Consider the following 19412-nt stretch of genomic DNA (forward strand, 5'->3'; position numbering starts at 1 on the left):
GGGGTGTTCACCGAGCGTCCGGTCCGGGAGCACCCCGGACCCCGATAACCCACAGCCGGCGCTCAGCTCGCCGTCAGCCACCGTCGGCATGGTTGAAACCAGTAACGAAACCAGCTCACGCACCGAAGGAACGAGTATGCGCAACAACAACGCCAACGCAATGACGCAGCCGCTGTCGCTGGCCACTGCGCGCCGCGAGCGCGGCGTGCGGGGCACCGTGAACCGCATCCTGGACGGCTTCGCGCCGCGGGTCGAGAACCGGGCCATGCTGGTCAAGATGGGTCGCGGACGCCCGAGCCTGGTGGGCGATCACACCCGCGGCAACCACATCACCCAGGCCTTCCACATCAGCTAACCGGACAGCGGCACGAAGCCCACGGCGTGCGCGAACTCCGCGCGCGGAAGGCACGCCGATGTCACCTGCTGGCGGGCCTGTTCGATGACGGGCGTCGACGGATCGAGCACCGAGAGGTACTGCCGGTGCTCCGCGAGCGATTCGACCGCCCGCTCGGTGTAGCCGGTCACGTCCACGATCAGCGTCGGCTCGGGTGAGGTCTGGTACGCCGTGACCCCGGAGGCGGCCGCCGCCTCTCCGACGGCGGCGGTGAACTCCCTGTGATCGCTCTGGTTCGGCGCCCCGGGCGCCCATTCGGCTCCGCCCCAGATGGTGATCACCACGTCCGGGCGGTGATCGGCGATCGCCCGCGTGACCGCGGCCCGCAATTCGGGGGTGTTGCGCACGTTCGAGTCCGGGAATCCCCAGAACCGCACGTCGTCCACGCCGACGACGGCCGCGGACCGTCGCTGCTCCTCCTCGCGCACCGGGCCCGCCGTGGTGGGCGACATGCCCTCGATCCCCGCCTCCCCGGAGGTGGCGAGCCCGTAGGCCACCGTCTTTCCCTGGCCGGTCCAACGGGCCACGGCGGCGGCCATGCCGTACTCCGGATCGTCGGGGTGCGCCACCAGCACCAGCGCGGTGTTCCAGTCCTCGGGGAAGATCTGCAGGTCGCTCACGTCACCCACGCTAGAGGGTCGCGCGGTCTCAGCGCAGCGTCTCGACCGAGACGCCGTCGGCGAATCGGTAGGGCTGCGCGGCGATCAGTCCGGAGAGCACACGCCGGAGCCGGGAGATCTCGGCCCGCACCGTGACCACCCGCGAACCGTCGCCGAACAGCGACGCCGCGAGCTGCGCCGCGGTGTGCCCGGTCCCGTCGGCCAGGAGTTCGAGGATCTGCGCGTGCCGCGGCGACAGCTGATGCCGCCACTGCCCGGCCGCACCCACCACGCTGACCTCGGGCGTGCGCCCCGAGCGCAGATCGACGGTGACGCGCGTGCGTTCAGCCGGCGACGCCGGCTCGACGGGGCGCAGCAGCCATCCGCCGGGCAGCGGTTCGACGGTGCACTCCCCCAGCTCGGGCAGCCACAGATGCGAGCCCTCCATCACCGCGGGCAGGGTGACCCGGGCCCGATGCGAAAGCCGCCCGACGGCCGCGACCCATCCGTGCGCGTCCACCACCAGGCCCGGGCCCGGGATTCCGGCGAGCAGCGGTGCCGCCACGGTGCGCAGCTGGTCGAGTCCCGCCTGATGACCCTCCCGCAGCCGCGCCTCGGCCAGTCCCGCCACAGCCGCGACCAGCGCCAGCGTGGTGGGGTGCACGGTGTGGGCCGGGCCGCTCACGTCCACCACGCCCAGGAGGCGGCCGGACCTGCGATCCCGGATCGGGGCCGCCGAACAGGTCCACGGGTGCTGATTGCGGGCGAAGTGCTCCGCGGAGAAGGTCTGCACCGCGGAGCGCGATGCCAGGGCGGTACCGATCGCGTTGGTCCCCACATCGTTCTCGCCCCACGCGGCGCCCTCCACGAAGCCCAGGGCATCGGCCTGGCGCAGCACCCGCGGGGCACCGGTGCGCCACAACAGCCGGCCCTCCGCGTCCGAGACCACCATGATGCTCGCGCCGCCGTCGATGATCGGCGCCAGGCCGCCGGCGAGATCGTCGATCACGCCCGACAGCCCCGATTCGCGGCGCAACCGCGCCACCTCAGCGGAATGCACGGCCGGGCCGGCATCATCGTCGGGCCGCAACCCCGCGGCACGCACCCGCTCCCAGGAGTCGCCGATCACCTCGCGCGGCCGCGCCGGGGGCCGTTCACCGGCCATCGTCGCGTCGTACACCTCGGCGAGCAGCCGCGCATAGGAGCGCGGGTCCTCACCATGCGCCACCGCGGGCTCGACCATCTGTGCCACGCCTCGATTCTGCACCGCGCACCGGGTCCCCGAGCCGGATTCGCCGCCCGGCCCGCCACGACCGTCCCCGCTGCAACCGGACGCAACCCTTGTCGCACCCGTCACACCGGCGTGTGATGCAGGACACAGACGGATTCACCGTTCGAGACGAAGGAGCACCTCATGACCGCGATCGCGGATAGGGAACAGGCCACCCGCACGGACCCGCAGCAGCGGGTGGATGCGTGGCTGGCGCGGTTCGAGGCGGCGCTCACCGCGCGCGACACGGCCGCCGTGGCCGAGCTCTTCGAACCCGGCGCGTTCTGGCGGGACCTGGTCGCGTTCACCTGGAACCTGCACACCAGCGAAGGCCGCGACCAGATCGCCGCGATGCTCACCGAGCGCCTCGACGACGCCGATCCCAGCGGTTTCGTGACCACCGATCCCGCCTCGGGCGAGGACGTGGCCGAGGCCTTCATCGGATTCGAGACCGGTGTGGGGCGCGGCAAGGGCCACCTGCGGATCCGGGAGGGCGAGGACGGCGTCGACCGCGCCTGGACACTGCTCACCACACTGCGCGAGCTCAAGGGCCACGAGGAATCCTTCGGCGAGCGCCGCCCCATGGGCGCGGTGCACGGCGCCCACGTCGACGCGCCGACCTGGGCCGAGCGCCGCGAGCAGGAGGAGGCCGAACTGGGTCGCTCGGTGCAGCCCGACACGCTGGTGATCGGCGGCGGCCAGGGCGGCATCGCCCTCGGGGCGCGCCTGCGCCAACTGGGCGTCCCCGCGCTCGTGGTCGACAAGTACGACCGTCCCGGCGACCAGTGGCGCGGCCGCTACAAGTCGCTGTGCCTGCACGACCCCGTCTGGTACGACCACCTGCCGTACCTGCCCTTCCCCGCCAACTGGCCCGTCTTCGCCCCGAAGGACAAGATCGGCGACTGGCTGGAGATGTACACCCGCGTCATGGAGGTGCCGTACTGGTCGCGCACCGAGGCATTGTCCGCCTCGTACGACGAGGCCATGGGCGAGTGGACCGTCGAGGTGAACAAGGACGGTGAGCGCCTGACCCTGCACCCGAAACAACTGGTACTGGCGACCGGCATGTCCGGCAAGCCGAACGTGCCCGACTTCCCCGGAATGGACGTCTTCCGCGGCGAACAGCACCACTCGAGCAAGCACCCCGGCCCGGACGCCTACGCGGGCAAGAGGGTCGTGGTGATCGGCGCCAACAACTCCGCACTCGACATCAGCAAGGCGCTCATCGAGGCCGGCGCCGATGTGACGATGGTGCAGCGCAGCTCGACCCACATCATCAAGTCCGAATCGCTCATGGAGCACGGACTGGGCGACCTGTACAGCGAGCGGGCGGTCGCCAACGGCGTGACCACCGACAAGGCCGACATGATCTTCGCCTCGCTCCCCTACCGGATCATGAACGAGTTCCAGAAGCCGATCTACGACAAGGTCCGCGAGATCGACGCCGACTTCTACGCGGGCCTCGAAAAGGCCGGATACGAACTCGATTTCGGCGACGACGACTCGGGCCTGTTCATGAAGTACCTGCGTCGCGGCTCCGGGTACTACATCGACGTCGGCGCCGCCGGCCTCATCATCGACGGCTCGATCAAGCTGGCCAAGGGCGGCGTCGATCACCTGACCGAGGACGCCGTGGTGCTCAAGGACGGCACGGTGCTGCCCGCCGACCTCGTGGTCTACGCCACCGGCTACGGATCGATGAACGGCTGGGCCGCCGACCTCATGGGCCAGGAAACCGCCGACCGACTGGGCAAGTGCTGGGGCCTCGGCTCCGACACCACCAAGGACCCCGGCCCCTGGGAGGGCGAGCAGCGCAACATGTGGAAGCCCACCCAGGTGCCCGGACTGTGGATGATGGGCGGCAACCTGCACCAGTCCCGGCACTACTCGCTGTACCTGGCCCTGCAACTCAAAGCGCGCTACGAGGGCATCGACACCCCGGTGTACCAACTGGCGCAGGTGCACCACACCAGCTAGCTACCGCAGGACGGCGCCGACCTGCTCCGAGGCCTTCGCCACCGCGGCATCGCGGGCGGCGGAGGCCTCGTCCTCGGTGAGGGTGCGATCAGCGGCACGGAAGCGCAGCGCGAAGGCCAGCGACTTGCGTCCCTCGCCCACCTGCGCCCCGGTGAAGACGTCGAACAGCGAGATCGCCTCCAACAGCTCGCCCGCACCGGCGGTCAGCGCCTCCTGCACGGACGCCGCAGGCACCGCGGCGTCGACGACGACCGCGACGTCCTGCAGTACCGCGGGGAAGGGCGAGACCCGCGGCGCCGGAAGCACCTGCGTCAGCGGGATCGCATCCAGGTCCACCTCGACGGCGACGGTGCGCGGCGGCAGACCCGCACGTTCGAGCACCGCCGGGTGCAACTCGCCTGCGTGCCCCACGACCACATCACCTGCGAGCACCTCGGCGCACCGTCCGGGATGGAAGGGGGCGTACTGGGCCGACCGCAGGGTGAGCTCGACATTGCTCGCGCGGCCGATCTCACGGACCGCCTCGAAGGCGTCCGTGGCATCGGCGGGACGGCCGGCACCCCACGGTCCGGCGGGCTCGCGCAGTCCGGTGAAGACGACCGCGACGTGCTCGGGCTGCACGGGCAGCGAGGCGTTGAGCTCATCGATCTGCTCGGCGGTCGGACGCCGGTCCACCGGGATGGGGTCGACGGCCACGGTCTTCTCCGACGGCAGCACCACCTGTGCGATCGAGTACAGCGCCAGATCGCGCTGACCGCGGGAGACGTTGCGCGCCAAGATCTCCAGCAGCCCCGGCAGCAGTGTGGTGGCGAGCGACGGACGATCGGCCTCGAGCGGGTTGAGCACCTTCGTGGTGGTGCGCCGCGGATCGTCGGCGTCCAGCGCCCAGGTGTCGAACACCCCGGCGGGAAGGAACGGTCCCGTGAGCACCTCGACGTGGCCGGTGTGCGCCAGCGCACGGCTGACGATCCGGCGGCGCTGCTGGCGCGGCGACAGGCCGCGTCCGCCGGGCGCGGCGGGCAGCACCGGCGGGATCTGCTCCAGCCCCTCCAGGCGCAGCACCTCCTCCACCAGATCGGCGGGCATGGTCAGATCGGGCCGCCACGTCGGCGGGGTCACCGTGAGGTTCTCGGAACCCTCGATGGCGCAACCCACCTGGGTGAGCCGGCGCACCGTCGTCCCGGCGGGGTAGGTGATCCCGGCGACCCGGTCCGGACGGTCCGCGGCGATCACCACCTGCGGGCGCTCGCCGTACGAGCCGAGGTCGGTGATCTCGCCGACGATCGTGCCGCCCGCGATCTCGGTGAGCAGCCGCGCGGCCTCGCGCACCGTCCACACCGAGATGGCCGGGTCCACGGTGCGCTCGTACCGCTTCGCGGCGTCGGAGCTGAGCTTGTGCCGCTTGCCGGTGCGGAAGACCTTGACCGGGTTCCAGATCGCGCCCTCGAGGATCACGTTCACCGTGTCGTCGCCGACCTCGGTGGACGCGCCGCCCATGACACCGGCCAGTGAGACCGGCCCGGAATCGTCGACGATCACGGCGTCCTCGGGATCGAGCGTGCGCTCGACGTGGTCGAGGGTTTCCAGCTTCTCGCCGGGCCGCGCCGCACGCACCACGAGGCCACCCCGCACCTTGTCGGCGTCGAAGGCGTGCAGCGGCTGGCCGCTGAGCAGCATCAGGTAGTTGGTGACGTCCACCGCGGCGCTGATCGGGCGCACCCCGGACGTGAGCAGGCGGCGCTGCAGCCACCACGGGCTCACGGCCTTCGGGTCGATGCCCTCGACGCGCAGCGCGGTGAACCGGGTGCAGCCGCTCTCCGGCTCCACGGTCACGTCCACGCCGCCGGCGCCGGATCCCTGCTGGTCCGACGGGGTGGTGATGTCGGTGAACGGCAGATCGAAGCCGCACGCCAGCTCGCGGGCGAGGCCGCGGATCGAGAAGGCGTAGCCGCGGTCCGGCGTCACGTTCAGCTCGATCACCGCATCGTCCATGCCCAGCACGGCCTTGGCATCGTCGCCCGGCTGCGCGGTGCCCGCGGGCAGCACGAGGATGCCCGAGTGGTCGGTGCCGAGTCCGAGCTCGGAGACCGAGCAGATCATGCCGTCCGAGGTGTGGTCGTAGGTCTGGCGCGTGGCGATCTCGAAGCCACCCGGGAGCACCGCGCCGGGGAGCGCGACGACCACGAGGTCGCCCTCGGCGAAGTTGCGCGCGCCGCACACGATGTCGCGCGGGGCCGCCTCGCCCACCTCCACCTGACAGAACCGGATCGGCTTGCGGAAGTTGGTCAGCTCCTCGATCTGCGCGACGCGGCCCACGACCAGCGGACCGGTCACCGTGTCGAGCGAGTCCAGCTCCTCGACCTCGAAACCGACGCGGACGAACCCGGCGTCCAGCTCCTGCGGAGTGATACCCCACTCGGGGGTGTCGCGCCGGAGGATCTCGGTGAGCCATGACTGTGCAACGCGCACTGGAAAAGTCCTTCTATCGGTGTGTGCAGGCGGGCGGGGGCGGTCAGCCCTGGACGCCGAAGGGCAGGGTGAAGCGGACATCGCCCTCGACGATGTCGCGCATGTCGGGGATGCCGTTGCGGAACTGCAGCGTGCGCTCCAGGCCCATGCCGAAAGCGAATCCCGAGTACTCCTCGGGGTCGATGCCGCAGGCGCGCAGCACGTTCGGGTTGACCATGCCGCAGCCGCCCCACTCGACCCAGCCGGCGCCGCCCTTCTTCTGCGGGAACCAGATGTCGACCTCGGCGGAGGGTTCCGTGAACGGGAAGTAGTTCGGCCGCATCCGGGTGGTGGTCTCGGGGCCGAACATCGCCTTCGCGAAGGCCTCCAGGGTGCCGCGCAGGTTCGCCATTGTCAGGCCCTTGTCGACGGCGAGCCCTTCGACCTGGCTGAACACCGGCGTATGCGTGGCGTCCAGCTCGTCGGTGCGGAAGGTGCGGCCGGGGCAGGCCACGTAGATCGGCACGTCGCGGGTGAGCATCGAGCGCACCTGCACCGGCGAGGTGTGGGTGCGCAGCACCTGCCGCGAGCCTTCCGGCGCCACGTAGAAGGTGTCCTGCATGGAGCGCGCCGGATGATCCGGAAGGAAGTTCAGCGCGTCGAAGTTGAAGTGCTCGGTCTCCACCTCGGGCCCCTCGGCGATCTCCCAGCCGATGCCCACGAAGAAGTCGGCGACCTGGTCGGAGATGATGCTGATGGGGTGGCGGGCACCCTGCGGATTGCGGCCCGAGGGCAGCGTCACATCGATCGCCTCGGCCACGAGGACGGCGGCGTCGCGCTCGGCGTCGAGCACCGTCTTGCGCTGCTCGTAGGAGTCCCGGGCCTGCGCCTGCGCCACGTTCACGCGCTTGCCGGCGTCCTTGCGCTCCTCCTTGGGGATGGAGCCGAGCGCGCGCTTGCTCAGCGCGAGCGGCGACTTCTCGCCGAGGTGCGCCTGCCGGGCGGCCGCCAGTTCGTCGAGGTTGGACGCGGCCGCGAAGGCCTGCGCCGCAGCCTCCGCCGCCGCGCCGAGCGCGGCCTCACTCAGGTCGCTGACCTGCGGGGCTGAATTCTCCGACGCGGGGGCATCAGACACGGTGCGCGGCTCCTCGATTCGCTGGGAAGTACCCGTCCAGAGTAGTCGACGGCCGATCGCCGCCGACAGCGCATTACCGCTGGTACACGGGCACCGGACACACAGCTGTTGACACGTGTCCTCGGCGCCGCGAATATGCCGTGGACGACGACCACGTCGTATCGACACCACCGATGGGGCTCCGCCATGTCACGCACCGCCGCGATCCTGCTGTTCCTCGCCATCGTCTGCGAGGTGGCGGCCACCCTGTCACTGCGCGCCACGGACGGTTTCAAGAACCTGTGGCCCATGCTCATCGTGATCCCGGGCTACATCGGCGCCTTCGCCTTCCTGGGGCTCTCGCTGCGCGAGATCTCCGTGGGCGTGGCTTACGCCATCTGGTCGGCCGCGGGCACGGTGCTGGTCACCGTGTTCGCCGCCTTCCTGTTCAACGACCGGATCTCGCTGACCACCATCGCCGGCATGGTCATCACCATCACGGGCGTCGTGATCATCAACGTCAGCGCCGGCGGTCACTGACCGCCCGAGCTCAGCGGCAGTTCGCGATGTACGGCATCGAGCCGTAGGGTCCCCAGATCTTCGACTCCGCATTGGCCCGCGCGGCGGCGGGGTTCGGCCCCGTACCGTGCACGGTTCCCGCGAACGAGGCGAGCATGTTGCCGAACTGCTGCGCGTACACATCGCAGGTCACGGTGACCATGGCCGGTGCCGGTGCCGGTGCCGCCTGCGCCCCCGCCGGCGCGAGCGCTGCCGCGGCGCCGAGCAGACCCGCCAGTGCGATTCGCTTCATCACGATCTCCTCCCGAGAGAACTATCTCTTCACTATCTACCACACCGCGGCGGTCGGGCAGCGACGAGAATGGGGCGGTGAACCCGCAACACCGCCAATCCGCGTACGCCGTCCGCTGCGAATGGGGCCTCGACGGTGCCCGCGCCGTGGGCGAGAACGCCGACATCGTCGTGGTGGTCGACGTGCTGTCGTTCACCACCTGCGTCGCGGTGGCCGTCGAGCGGGACATCGAGGTGTACCCGCACCGTTGGCGCGACGATTCCGCGGCGTCCCTCGCGCGCGAGCACGACGCGGTGCTGGCGGTCGGCCGCAGCGACGCCGGTCCCGGCGAGGTGAGCCTCTCACCGTCGTCGATCCGCGCGGCCACCGGCGTGCGGCGCCTGGTGCTCCCCTCCCCGAACGGCTCGACGATCGTGCACGCCCTGTCGCAGGGCGGCGCCACCGTGCTCGCCGCGTCGTTGCGCAACGCGCGCGCCGTCGGAGAGTGGATCGCCCAGCGTCCGGGAGCGACGGTCGCCGTGATCCCATCGGGCGAGCGATGGCCCGACGGTGCCCTACGGCCCGCGGTCGAGGACCTCTGGGGCGCGGGCGCCGTGATCGACGGCCTGCCCGGCCGCCTTTCCCCCGAGGCCGAGACTGCCCGGGCGGCGTGGCGATCGGTGTCAGCGGCCCCCGCGGACGCCCTCCGCGGCTGCGCCTCCGGGCGTGAGCTGATCGCCCTCGGCTTCGGCGACGACGTCGAGGTGGCGGGCGAGGTCGGGGTCACGACGGTGGTCCCCGTGCTCGACGGCGGGCGCTTCCGGGCGGGCTAGGGCCCGGGCCGCGACCATCGCGAGGACGAACACCGCGAGCGCGGTCCACCCGGTCGGTGAGCCGAGCCCCTCCTTCGCCATGAGCAGCACCGCGATCCCCGCCGCGCACACGAGGCCGCCCACCACCGCACCGCGGGCGCCACGGGCCGTCACCCGATCGTCCCACCACGGAATCCGGCGGTGCTCCAACGGCGACAGCAGCAGGAACAACGCGAACATCACCACCGCGAAGACCGCTGCGCGCAGCGCCATCAGGCCCCAGAAGCCGCTCTGCCGAGGGTCGACGGCGTCGATGCCCACCGCGTGCAAAGCGAACGCGGCGATCGCGATGGCGGGGATGTGCCACAGGTACAGCGTCATCGCGCCGCCGTTGCCCACCGCCACCGGGTACCAGACCCGGGGCCGGTGGGCCCACCGCCCGATCACGGGCGCGGCGACGACGAACAGCAGGCTCACCCACACGCTGTGCAGGCCGAGCAGCAGCGTGGGCGGCGTGGTGTTGGAGAAAGTCTCGGCACCGGTCACCACCAGCGGCACGTCGTACGGGCCAAACACCACCAGCGCGACCGCGCCGGCGAAGGCCGCCGCCGCCGCGAGCACCGCGGGCAACGGACGGATCAACCGCCGGGCGTAGGCCACGCCCACGACCGCCGGGATCAACCAGACGAACAGGAAGTTGGGGAACCCCGCCTCGATCGCGCCGGTCCGCAGCCGCACCTGGTCGGCGATCGCGGCCGCGCCGAGCAGACCCACGATCACGGCGGCCGCGGCCGCGGAGGACCGAAGAGTCATCAGGGCCGGCACGAGCGCGAGGATCAGCAGGTACACGCCGATGAACCACAGCAGCGCGACGCTCTCCTGCCCCAGCCGCGTCGCGCTCGGCTCCCCCGCCACGACGCGCACCCCGAGCAGCACCACCGACCAGAAGCCGAGGTACCAGAACACCGGGCGGCAGAGGCGTTGTGCACGGCTCAGCAACCAGCCTCCCCACGCGGTACCGGGCTTCCAGCCGTACGCGGCCGACGCCGCACCCGCCAGGAAGAACAGCGGCATCACCTGCAGCAGCCAGGTGATGGGCTGAAGGGACGGCAGCGCGCCCAGCGTGTTGCCCACCCACACGCCGGACGGCGTGATGGTGGCGAGCAACAGCGTCGAGTGACCGAACATCACCACGAGCAGGCTCACGAGGCGCGCCACGTCCACGGCACGGTCGCGCGTGGCGGGCGTGCCGTCGAGGACGGCGGTACGGGACGGCAGAAGCATCATGTCCATCATGCTTCCCGCGCGCAGGTCGCGACGAATGAGTAGTCCTACCCGATCGGCATGAGGATTTCGCCCTCAGGCGCTGCGGTCGGGCACGGCGAGGGTGACGGAATAGCCGCCGGCTGCGGTGGGTGCCGCATCGAGCGAACCGCTCAGCGTCTCCGCGCGTTCCCGCAGCCCCAGGAGCCCGACCTTCGAACCCGGCAGGTCGAGGGCCACGCGGGTCGGTCGCCCGTTGATGATCTGCAGGCGCAGCCCCCGCCCCTCGGTGTCGACGGTGACCCCCACGCTGGCGCCCGGCGCGTGCTTGCGCGCATTGGTCAGCGCCTCCTGCGTGGTGCGGTACACCGCACGCGCGACCGCGGGACTCAGATCCTCCGGAAGCTCTCCGGACAGTGTCACGGCGAGACCGCTGGACGCGACGAGCTGCGGGAGATCCTGTGCCGTCGGCTGCGGCGAGAGGCCGTTCGCCTCAGTACCCGATGCCCGGAGCACCCCGACCATGTGGCGCAGTTCGTCGAGAGTGCTGACGGCGAGCCGGCGGATCGACCGGGCCGATTCGCGCGAGTTGTCGTCGGCGGTCACCACCTGCAGCGCACCCGCCTCCACCGCGATCAGGCTCACCTGGTGGGAGACCACGTCGTGCATCTCGCGCGCGAGCTGCGCACGTTCCCGGTACAGCACGCTGTGCTCGTGCAGGCGCCGCTGATCCTCCTGCGCGTCGATCAGCTCGGTGAGTTGCGCGGCCAACTCGCGCCGGGCCCGGACGAGCCTGCCGAAGGCCAGCGGGGCGGCCGCCATCGCCACGATGAAGCCGATGCTGCTGACCCACATCCCGCCACTCTCCGCGTACTCCAGGGCACCGTCCCTCATCGCGTACCACGAGACGAGCATCGTGATCACGAGGGCGGCCGCCGCGAGAGCGGGCACGATCATTCGCCGGAAGTTCACGGCCACGGCGTACATCCCCGCGAACTGGATCACCACGGAGGAGATGTTGTACGCCGTCACCGCCGCGAGAACGAAGTACACCAACGGGAACCTGTTGCGGAGCGGCAGCAGAAGCACCGCGACAGCCATGAGGGCATCGGTCCAGCGTGGATTGAACTCGTGGACGGACCACGCTTCGAGCCCTCCCAGCCCCATCAGCGCCGCCTCGCCGCCGAACGACCGCAACCGCTGTCGCGTGATCGCGGTCACTGCGCCTGCTCCTCCAGGAGTCCGGCACGCTGAGCGACGAGCGCGGCCTGCACGCGGTTGGCCACCCCCAGCTTGCCGAGCAGCGCGCTGACGTGGTCCTTCACGGTGCCCACGCTCAGGTGCATGACGCGGCCGATCTCGAGGTTCGACAGCCCGTCCGCAACCAGTACCAGCACCTCACGCTCGCGTGGCGACAGCTTGTCGGTGCCCAGATCGTCCACCGTGACGCCCCCGAGGAAACCGCTGACCACCTGGGTCGCGACCTTGGGTGAGAGCACCACACCGCCCTCGGCCAGCGTGCGCACCAGCTGCACGAGCTGCTCCGGATCGGTGTCCTTGACCAGGAAACCGGCCGCGCCGCGGCGGAGCGCGTGTGCGATGTACTCGTCGGAATCGAAGGTGGTGAGCATCGCGACCACGGGCGGCGACGGCATCCGGGTGAACTTGTCGAGCAGCGTGAGACCGTCCACGTCCGGCATGCGGATGTCCAGGAGGACGACATCGGGCTGGTGCCGGGTCACTGCGTCGTAGGCCTCGCCGCCGGGCACGGCGGCCACTACCTCGATGTCGGGCGCATGGCCGAGCATCAGTTCGAATCCACGCCGAACGAGCGCCTCATCGTCGACCACGACGATCCGCACCATCGCGACTCCTCCGCATCACACCACCGACCAACGATTCTACCGCCACACGCACGGCACCGATCCCCGCGAACGGCGCACCGCACATCACGGACGGCGGTCGCTCCGTTCCTGGCGACGGACCCTCGACCACGCCAGGACGGTGGAGCCGAGCACGGTCAGCCAGACCGCCGCGGCGCCGAGGCGGCTCCACTCCCCGGCGGAGTCCAACCATCGGTCGAGCACTCCGAAGAGGAGCTGTAGGAGATAGCCGTCCGCCGCCATACCTCGAGCGTCGTCGGTGGCCGTCCGCTCCGGTAGGCGATGACAGGCCGGTGTCCGGCACCTGACGGCGGTTGGCTCCCCGTCGATCGGCGGGGTCAGGGGCGGTTCTGCACCCGCGAGCTCGCGTACAGGCAGATGGAGGCGGCCGTGGCGAGGTTGAGCGATTCGGCGCGTCCACGGATCGGGATCGCGATGCGGTGATCGGCCGCCGCCTGCAGGTCGCGCGGCAGGCCGTGCGCCTCGTTGCCGAACAGCCACGCCGTGGGCCCGGCCAACAGCTCGTCGGCGTCGTCGAGACTGACTTCACCGTCGGCGGCGGTGGCCAGCACCGTCAAGCCGGCGGCGCGCAGTTTCGCCACTGCGGCGGACGGGTCGCGTTCCTGCGCGACCGGCAGGTGGAAGACCGATCCGGCGGACGCGCGGACCACCTTGCCGTTCATCGGGTCGACGGCGTCACCGGCGAGCAGCACGGCATCGGCGCCCACGGCGTCGGCCACGCGGATGACGGTGCCGGCGTTGCCCGGTTCGGAGACGTCGACGGGCACGGCGACCAGCCGCGCACCGTCGGGCACACGCGCCTGCGGCAGGGCCCGGCAGACGGCCACGATCCCGGGCGGGGTGACGGTGTCCGAGAGGCCGCGCATGGCGCGGTCGGTGACGTACGCGACCCGGCCGACGAGCAGCTCGGGATAGCGGGCGGCGCCGTCCTCGGTGACGAAGAGTTCCTCGACGAGGTCGGCCGCGAGCGCGGAGGTCACGGCGTTGGAGCCCTCCGCGAGGAAGAGCCCGGCCTTCCGCCGTCCGGCGGAACGCAGGAGCTTGGATGCGGAAACGACCCGCGGGGTCCGCTCGGTGAAGAGCGGGTCCGCGGGTCGTTCCGGGTGGTCTGCCAAGTTACGCGACGGGCGCGTTCACGTCGGCGGGCAGCGCCTTCTTGGCGATGTCCACCAGCGCGGTGAAGGCAGCCGGGTCCGAGACGGCGATCTCGGCGAGGTTCTTACGGTCGACCTCGACGCCGGCCAGGTTCAGGCCCTGGATGAGGCGGTTGTAGGTGAGGTCGTTGGCCCGCGCAGCGGCGTTGATGCGGGTGATCCACAGCTTGCGGAAGTCGCCCTTGCGCGCACGACGGTCGCGGTAGGCGTACGTCAGCGAGTGGAGCTGCTGCTCCTTGGCCTTGCGGTAGAGCCGCGAGCGCTGGCCGCGGTAGCCCTTCGAGGCCTCGAGGATGGAGCGACGCTTCTTCTGAGCGTTTACTGCGCGCTTGACGCGTGCCATAGTTCTGGGTCCTTACGTGTGAAAAGTTCTAGCGGGTATCGAGAAGGTTGCTGCTGAGGCTTACTTGCCGAGCAGCTTCTTGACGCGACGCACGTCGGCGGGGGCCACCTCGGCCACGCCGTCGAGGCGACGGGTGACGCGCGAGCTCTTGTGCTCCAGCAGGTGGCGACGGCCGGCCTTCTGGCGCAGCACCTTGCCGGTGCCCGAGATCTTGAAGCGCTTCGCGGTACCGCTGTGGGACTTGTTCTTCGGCATGTTCGTCTCTTTTCGTAGTTCGTGGCCGGTGGCGACGGGGATCGCTACTGGGCCGGAGCCTCGGGCGCGGCGGGCCGCGCCACCGGGGCGTCCTTGTCCTGCTGCGCCTTGGCGCGGGTCTTCGCACCCTTGTGCGGGGCGAGGACCATGGTCATGTTGCGGCCGTCCTGCTTCGCGGACGTCTCGATGAAGCCGTACTCGGCGACATCGGCGCCCAGGCGCTGCAGGAGGCGGAATCCCAGCTCCGGACGCGACTGCTCGCGACCGCGGAACATGATCGTGACCTTCACCTTGGAGCCCTGCTCCAGGAACCGGACGACGTGACCCTTCTTGGTCTCGTAGTCGTGGTCGTCGATCTTGGGACGGAGCTTCTGCTCCTTGATCACGGTCATCTGCTGGTTCTTGCGGGACTCGCGCAGCTTCTGCGCGGCCTCGTACTTGAACTTGCCGTAGTCCATGATCTTGCACACGGGCGGGCGGGCATTGGGTGCCACCTCGACGAGGTCGAGGTCCGCCTCGTACGCCAGCTTGAGCGCATCCTCAACGCGCACGATCCCGACCTGCTCGCCGCCGGGACCGACAAGCCGGACCTCGGGGACGCGGATCTGACCGTTGGTGCGTGTCTCAGTGCTGATGGGGCCTCCTCAGTTAGGTACTCGCTTGATGACCTTGCGAGCGGTCTTCTCTCGTAGACCGCCGCACAGCCCTCGAGGCCCACCAAGTCCCACACAGCGAAAAGGCCCCGACCAGGCGATCATCACCTGGCGGGGCCCACACCGACCGATTCGGGCCGCGCGGCGTATGCCGACGATCAACCCCTCCTCCAACGAGGAGACCGTGGCAGGTATTCCCAGGTGGGAACCTGCACGGTGACCGGACCAGCCGACCATGAGTCGGCGTGGTGGGAGTGGACTCCACTTGCTGCCCCGGCGCATGCCGGAGCGGTCGCACGTGAAAGTGTAGCAGTCGTGACCGAGAATCCGAATTCGTCGCCCGAGCCCACCTCGCTCGATCGGCTCCTCGCGGAGTCGCCGTCGATCGAGGTCATCTCGTCGGCCTGGATGATGTTGATGAGTGCCGCCGCGGAGAAGCTCGGCCTGTCGTCGCACGAGCAGGGCGACGGTGCCGAGTTCGACCCGCGCAAGAGCCCGCATTTCGACCTCGACGAGGCGCGCCGACTGATCACCGCGCTGGCGGGACTGACCACCGCGTCGGTGGAGTACTTGGGCCCGCACGCCGGCCCGTATCGGGACGGACTGAAGAGCCTCCAACTGGCCTTCCGTGAATACAGCAGTTACCCGGATGAACCGGGCCAGGGTCCGGGCGAGAAATACACCGGACCGGTGTACGGATAAGCCTCAGGGTTAACCCCCAAACTCACCCTGACCTGGGTAAACACGTCTAGTGTTCCAGGTCACACCGGGCGTACCGTCCGAAATATGAAGAAACTGCGAACGCTCGCGGCGGGCGTCATCGTCGCCGCATCTGTGATGGTTCCGTTGGGCGGCGTCGCCACCGCCGTCGCGGCCCCCACTCCGGCCGTGCAGCACCCCGGTGGCCCCGGGGCCTGTGAGCCCGGACGGTGGGCTCCCGGCTACTGGCAGGGCGGGCGCTGGCACCCCGGCTGGTGGCAGGCCGGTTACTGGCGGCCCGGTTGGGTCGATTGGAACGGCTGGCACCCCGGGTACTGGGTGCCCCCGCGCTGGAACAACGGCTGGTGGGAGCAGCCGCGATGGGTGCCGGGTCGGTGGATCCCGGGACACTGCCACCGCTGGTGACGCCCCGTGGTGAGCGACAAGCCCCCTGAAGACGCGTGAGGCGGCCCCTTCCCCGGGGCCGCCTCACGTCGTCGATGCAGGTGCGAGCGATCAGGCCGCCTGCAGCGTCTTGATCCGGTCCGGACGGAAGCCCGACCAGTGGTCGCCGCCGTCGATCACAACGACCGGCGCCTGCAGGTAGCCGAGCGCCAGGACGTAGTCCCGGGCGTCCGCATCGACGCTGATGTCGACCGACGTGTACTCGATGCCGGCCTTGTCCAGGGCGCGGTAGGTCGCGGTGCACTGCACGCACGCGGGCTTGGTGTAGACGGTCACGCTGCTCATACCGTTAACACTACATCTTGTGTCACACGCTTGCAATTATCCCAAGATGATGGGTTTTCATCCACAGGCGTCCCCAACTGATCCACCGTGGTTCCACAGCTCGATCCCCAGGCGCACAGCGCTCCTACGTGGCCAGAACCTCCGCGAGGAACGAGCCTGTGTACGACTCGGAGACCGCCGCGACGTCTTCGGGCGTGCCCTGCGCGACCACGGTGCCGCCCCCGCTGCCGCCCTCCGGCCCCATGTCGATGATCCAGTCGGCGGTCTTGATCACGTCCAGGTTGTGCTCGATCACGATCACCGAGTTGCCCTTATCGACCAGTCCGTCGATCACCTGCAGCAGCTTGGCGATGTCCTCGAAGTGGAGGCCCGTGGTGGGCTCGTCGAGGATGTAGACGGTGCGCCCGTTCGAGCGCTTCTGCAGTTCGGCGGCCAGCTTCACGCGCTGCGCCTCGCCGCCCGACAGGGTGGTGGCCGGTTGCCCGAGGCGGACGTAGCCGAGGCCCACCTCCACCAGCGTCTTGAGGTAGCGATGGATCGAGGTGACCGCCTCGAAGAACTCCGCGGCCTCCTCGATCGGCATGTCGAGCACCTCGGCGATGTTCTTGCCCTTGTAGTGCACCTCCAAGGTCTCGCGGTTGTACCGCGCGCCGTGGCACACCTCGCACGGGACGTAGACGTCCGGGAGGAAGTTCATCTCGATCTTGATGGTGCCGTCGCCGGAGCAGGATTCGCACCGGCCGCCCTTGACGTTGAACGAGAACCGGCCGGGCTGGTAGCCGCGGACCTTCGCCTCGGTGGTGGCTGCGAACAGTGTGCGGATCTTGTCGAAGACACCGGTGTACGTGGCCGGGTTCGACCGCGGGGTGCGGCCGATCGGCGACTGATCGACCTGGACCAGCTTGTCCAGATCGTCGAGCCCCGTGACCCGGCTGTGCCGTCCCGGCACCTGGCGGGCGCCGTTGAGCTTGTTCGCCAGCACCGTCGCGAGGATGTCGTTGACCAGAGTCGACTTGCCCGAACCCGAGACGCCCGTGACCGCTGTGAGCACGCCCAGGGGGAAGGAGACGTCGATCCCCTGCAGGTTGTGCTCACGCGCGCCCACCACCTTGAGCTGACGCTTCTTGTCGATGGGCCGGCGCACCGCGGGCACCGGGAGCGCCTTGCGCCCGGACAGATACGCGCCGGTCAGCGACTCCTTGTTCTTCAACAGCGCCTTGTAGGTACCGCTGTGCACCACCTTGCCGCCGTGCTCGCCCGCGTACGGGCCGATGTCGACCACCCAGTCCGCAGTACGGATGGTGTCCTCATCGTGTTCGACCACGATCAGGGTGTTGCCCAGGTCGCGCAGCCGCACCAGGGTGTCGATGAGGCGGCGGTTGTCGCGCTGGTGCAGGCCGATCGACGGCTCGTCGAGCACGTACAGCACACCGGCGAGGCCGGAACCGATCTGCGTGGCGAGCCGGATCCGCTGCGCCTCGCCGCCGGAGAGCGAACCGGCCGCCCGGGACAGGGACAGGTACTCCAGGCCCACGTCCAGCAGGAAGTCGATCCGGGCCTGCACCTCCTTGAGCACGCGGCCGGCGATGGCCGCTTCGCGCGCGCCGAGCTTGAGGTCGGAGAGGTAATCGGCGCAGTCCCCCACCGACATCGAGGCCACATCGGCGATGGACTTCTCGCCGAACCGAGGATGGTCGAGGGTGACGGCCAGGATCTCGGGCCGCAGCCGCGCGCCCTGGCAGACGGGGCACGGCACATCGCGCATGTAGCCCTCGTACCGCTCCTTCATCTGCTCCGACTCGGTGGATTCGAGGCGGCGGTGCAGGAAGGGCATGACGCCCTCGAACTCGGCGTAGTACGAGCGGGTGCGGCCGTACCGGTTGCGGTACTTCACGTGCACCTGGTGCTCGGAGCCCTCGATCACGGCCTTGCGGGCCTTCGCCGGCAGGCTCTTCCACGGGGTGTCGAGATCGAAACCCATGGCATCGGCGAGCCCGGACAGCAGGCGCAGGAAGTAGTCGGCGGTCTGGCCGGACGCCCAGGGCGCGATGGCGCCCTCGGCCAGGGAGAGCTCGGGGTCCGGGACCACGAGTTCCGGGTCGACCTCCTTGCGCACGCCGAGGCCGTCGCATTCGGGGCAGGCGCCGTAGGGCGAGTTGAAGGAGAAGGAGCGCGGCTCCAGATCGTCGACCGCGATGGGGTGGCCGTTGGGGCAGGCCATCTTCTCGGAGAACCGGCGCTCGCGCTCCGCATCGTTCTCCTCGCGGTCCACGAAATCGAGCACGACGATGCCGTCGGCCAGGCGGAGCGCGGTCTCGATGGAGTCGGTGAGCCGCTGCTTGGACGAGGCCTTCACCGAGAGCCGGTCCACGACCACCTCGATGTCGTGCTTCTCCTGCTTCTTGAGCTTGGGCGGCTCGCTGAGCTGGTAGACCACGCCGTCGATCCGGGCGCGGGCGTAGCCCTGCGTCTGCAACTGGTTGAACAGGTCGACGAACTCGCCCTTGCGGGTGCGGACGACCGGCGCGAGCACTTGGAAGCGGGTGCCCTGCTCCATGTCGAGCACCTGGTCGACGATCTGCTGCGGCGTCTGCCGCGCGATCACCGACCCGCACTCGGGGCAGTGCGGCGTGCCGGCGCGGGCGTAGAGCAGGCGCAGGTAGTCGTAGACCTCGGTGATGGTGCCCACCGTGGAGCGCGGGTTCCGGTTGGTCGACTTCTGGTCGATGGACACCGCGGGCGAGAGGCCCTCGATGAAGTCGACATCGGGCTTGTCCATCTGGCCGAGGAACTGGCGCGCGTACGCGGACAGCGATTCCACGTAGCGGCGCTGCCCCTCCGCGAAGATGGTGTCGAAGGCGAGGCTCGACTTGCCGGATCCCGAGAGCCCCGTGAACACGATGAGGCTGTCGCGCGGGAGGTCCACATCGATTCCCCGCAGGTTGTGCTCGCGCGCGCCGCGCACGATCAGGCGATCCGCCACCGTG

At 70.0% G+C, this 19412-nt stretch carries 20 protein-coding genes and 1 pseudogene; 6 read left to right on the forward strand and 15 right to left on the reverse strand.

Annotation, left to right across the window (positions count from 1 at the left end; genetic code table 11):
• The first annotated feature begins 136 nt into the window (after positions 1 to 136).
• Positions 137 to 355 (forward strand): hypothetical protein, encoded by a 219-nt coding sequence (locus TTY48_RS00105; protein WP_220655575.1) that lies wholly within the window; start codon positions 137 to 139, stop codon positions 353 to 355.
• Here the strand turns inward: TTY48_RS00105 and TTY48_RS00110 are convergent.
• Positions 352 to 1014, reverse strand: a complete 663-nt coding sequence (locus TTY48_RS00110) for a PIG-L deacetylase family protein (RefSeq protein WP_220655576.1) — start codon at positions 1012 to 1014, stop codon at positions 352 to 354. The genes TTY48_RS00105 and TTY48_RS00110 overlap by 4 nt on opposite strands.
• A 28-nt stretch (positions 1015 to 1042) precedes the next feature.
• Positions 1043 to 2236: a helix-turn-helix domain-containing protein gene (locus TTY48_RS00115; RefSeq protein WP_220658383.1), complete on the reverse strand. Its 1194-nt coding sequence runs from the start codon at positions 2234 to 2236 to the stop codon at positions 1043 to 1045.
• A gap of 171 nt (positions 2237 to 2407) precedes the next feature.
• Between TTY48_RS00115 and TTY48_RS00120 the strand changes: the two genes are divergently transcribed.
• Positions 2408 to 4240, forward strand: a complete 1833-nt coding sequence (locus tag TTY48_RS00120; protein ID WP_220655577.1) for an NAD(P)/FAD-dependent oxidoreductase — start codon at positions 2408 to 2410, stop codon at positions 4238 to 4240.
• Here the strand turns inward: TTY48_RS00120 and pheT are convergent, their stop codons facing one another.
• Positions 4241 to 6709, reverse strand: coding sequence for a phenylalanine--tRNA ligase subunit beta (pheT, locus tag TTY48_RS00125; RefSeq protein ID WP_220655578.1), 2469 nt, complete (start codon positions 6707 to 6709; stop codon positions 4241 to 4243).
• A gap of 43 nt (positions 6710 to 6752) precedes the next feature.
• Positions 6753 to 7823: a phenylalanine--tRNA ligase subunit alpha gene (gene pheS, locus TTY48_RS00130; protein ID WP_220655579.1), complete on the reverse strand. Its 1071-nt coding sequence runs from the start codon at positions 7821 to 7823 to the stop codon at positions 6753 to 6755.
• Positions 7824 to 8009: 186 nt separating this feature from the next.
• Between pheS and TTY48_RS00135 the strand changes: the two genes are divergently transcribed.
• Positions 8010 to 8342, forward strand: a complete 333-nt coding sequence (locus tag TTY48_RS00135; RefSeq protein ID WP_220655580.1) for a multidrug efflux SMR transporter — start codon at positions 8010 to 8012, stop codon at positions 8340 to 8342.
• Positions 8343 to 8352: 10 nt separating this feature from the next.
• On the opposite strand, the gene TTY48_RS00140 is transcribed toward TTY48_RS00135, so the two are convergent.
• Positions 8353 to 8613 carry a hypothetical protein gene (locus TTY48_RS00140; RefSeq protein ID WP_220655581.1) on the reverse strand — a complete coding sequence of 87 codons (261 nt, stop codon included), beginning with the start codon at positions 8611 to 8613 and terminating at the stop codon, positions 8353 to 8355.
• 209 nt (positions 8614 to 8822) lie between these two features.
• On the opposite strand from TTY48_RS00140, the pseudogene TTY48_RS21205 reads away from it, so the two are divergent.
• Positions 8823 to 9341 (forward strand): annotated as a pseudogene (locus TTY48_RS21205) (2-phosphosulfolactate phosphatase); the annotation flags it as partial.
• On the opposite strand, the gene TTY48_RS00145 reads toward TTY48_RS21205, so the two are convergent.
• The 8 genes from TTY48_RS00145 to infC all read right to left on the reverse strand — a co-directional run bounded on the left by TTY48_RS00145 (position 9276) and on the right by infC (position 14958).
• Positions 9276 to 10700, reverse strand: a complete 1425-nt coding sequence (locus TTY48_RS00145; protein WP_220655582.1) for an acyltransferase — start codon at positions 10698 to 10700, stop codon at positions 9276 to 9278. The pseudogene TTY48_RS21205 and the gene TTY48_RS00145 sit on opposite strands and share 66 nt — an antisense overlap.
• 63 nt (positions 10701 to 10763) lie before the next feature.
• Positions 10764 to 11888, reverse strand: coding sequence for a sensor histidine kinase (locus TTY48_RS00150; protein WP_220655583.1), 1125 nt, complete (start codon positions 11886 to 11888; stop codon positions 10764 to 10766).
• Complete coding sequence (locus tag TTY48_RS00155; protein ID WP_220655584.1) at positions 11885 to 12532, reverse strand: response regulator transcription factor; 648 nt, start codon at positions 12530 to 12532, stop codon at positions 11885 to 11887. The genes TTY48_RS00150 and TTY48_RS00155 overlap by 4 nt, the downstream gene beginning before the upstream one ends.
• An 84-nt stretch (positions 12533 to 12616) precedes the next feature.
• Positions 12617 to 12793, reverse strand: coding sequence for a hypothetical protein (locus TTY48_RS00160; protein ID WP_220655585.1), 177 nt, complete (start codon positions 12791 to 12793; stop codon positions 12617 to 12619).
• 95 nt (positions 12794 to 12888) lie between these two features.
• The gene (locus TTY48_RS00165) at positions 12889 to 13686 is read right to left on the reverse strand and encodes an RNA methyltransferase (protein WP_220655586.1); all 798 of its coding nucleotides are present in this window, start codon (positions 13684 to 13686) and stop codon (positions 12889 to 12891) included.
• Position 13687: 1 nt separating this feature from the next.
• Entirely contained in the window at positions 13688 to 14068 is a 381-nt protein-coding gene (gene rplT, locus TTY48_RS00170; RefSeq protein WP_220655587.1) for a 50S ribosomal protein L20, read from the reverse strand.
• 60 nt (positions 14069 to 14128) lie between these two features.
• On the reverse strand, positions 14129 to 14323 hold the full coding sequence (rpmI, locus tag TTY48_RS00175) for a 50S ribosomal protein L35 (protein ID WP_220655588.1): 195 nt from the start codon (positions 14321 to 14323) through the stop codon (positions 14129 to 14131).
• Positions 14324 to 14367: 44 nt separating this feature from the next.
• Positions 14368 to 14958, reverse strand: coding sequence for a translation initiation factor IF-3 (gene infC, locus TTY48_RS00180; RefSeq protein WP_220658384.1), 591 nt, complete (start codon positions 14956 to 14958; stop codon positions 14368 to 14370).
• A 333-nt stretch (positions 14959 to 15291) separates the two neighbouring features.
• On the opposite strand from infC, the gene TTY48_RS00185 reads away from it, so the two are divergent.
• The gene (locus tag TTY48_RS00185) at positions 15292 to 15678 is read left to right on the forward strand and encodes a DUF1844 domain-containing protein (RefSeq protein ID WP_220655589.1); all 387 of its coding nucleotides are present in this window, start codon (positions 15292 to 15294) and stop codon (positions 15676 to 15678) included.
• 84 nt (positions 15679 to 15762) lie between these two features.
• Complete coding sequence (locus tag TTY48_RS00190; protein ID WP_220655590.1) at positions 15763 to 16101, forward strand: hypothetical protein; 339 nt, start codon at positions 15763 to 15765, stop codon at positions 16099 to 16101.
• Positions 16102 to 16191: 90 nt separating this feature from the next.
• Here the strand turns inward: TTY48_RS00190 and nrdH are convergent, their stop codons facing one another.
• Both nrdH and uvrA read right to left on the reverse strand, forming a co-directional pair.
• Positions 16192 to 16425 (reverse strand): glutaredoxin-like protein NrdH, encoded by a 234-nt coding sequence (gene nrdH, locus TTY48_RS00195; protein WP_220655591.1) that lies wholly within the window; start codon positions 16423 to 16425, stop codon positions 16192 to 16194.
• Positions 16426 to 16549: 124 nt separating this feature from the next.
• Positions 16550 to 19408 (reverse strand): excinuclease ABC subunit UvrA, encoded by a 2859-nt coding sequence (gene uvrA, locus TTY48_RS00200; protein ID WP_220655592.1) that lies wholly within the window; start codon positions 19406 to 19408, stop codon positions 16550 to 16552.
• Positions 19409 to 19412 lie beyond the last annotated feature (4 nt).

This window comes from Tsukamurella sp. TY48 (genome assembly GCF_019656655.1).
Lineage (GTDB): Bacteria > Actinomycetota > Actinomycetes > Mycobacteriales > Mycobacteriaceae > Tsukamurella > Tsukamurella strandjordii.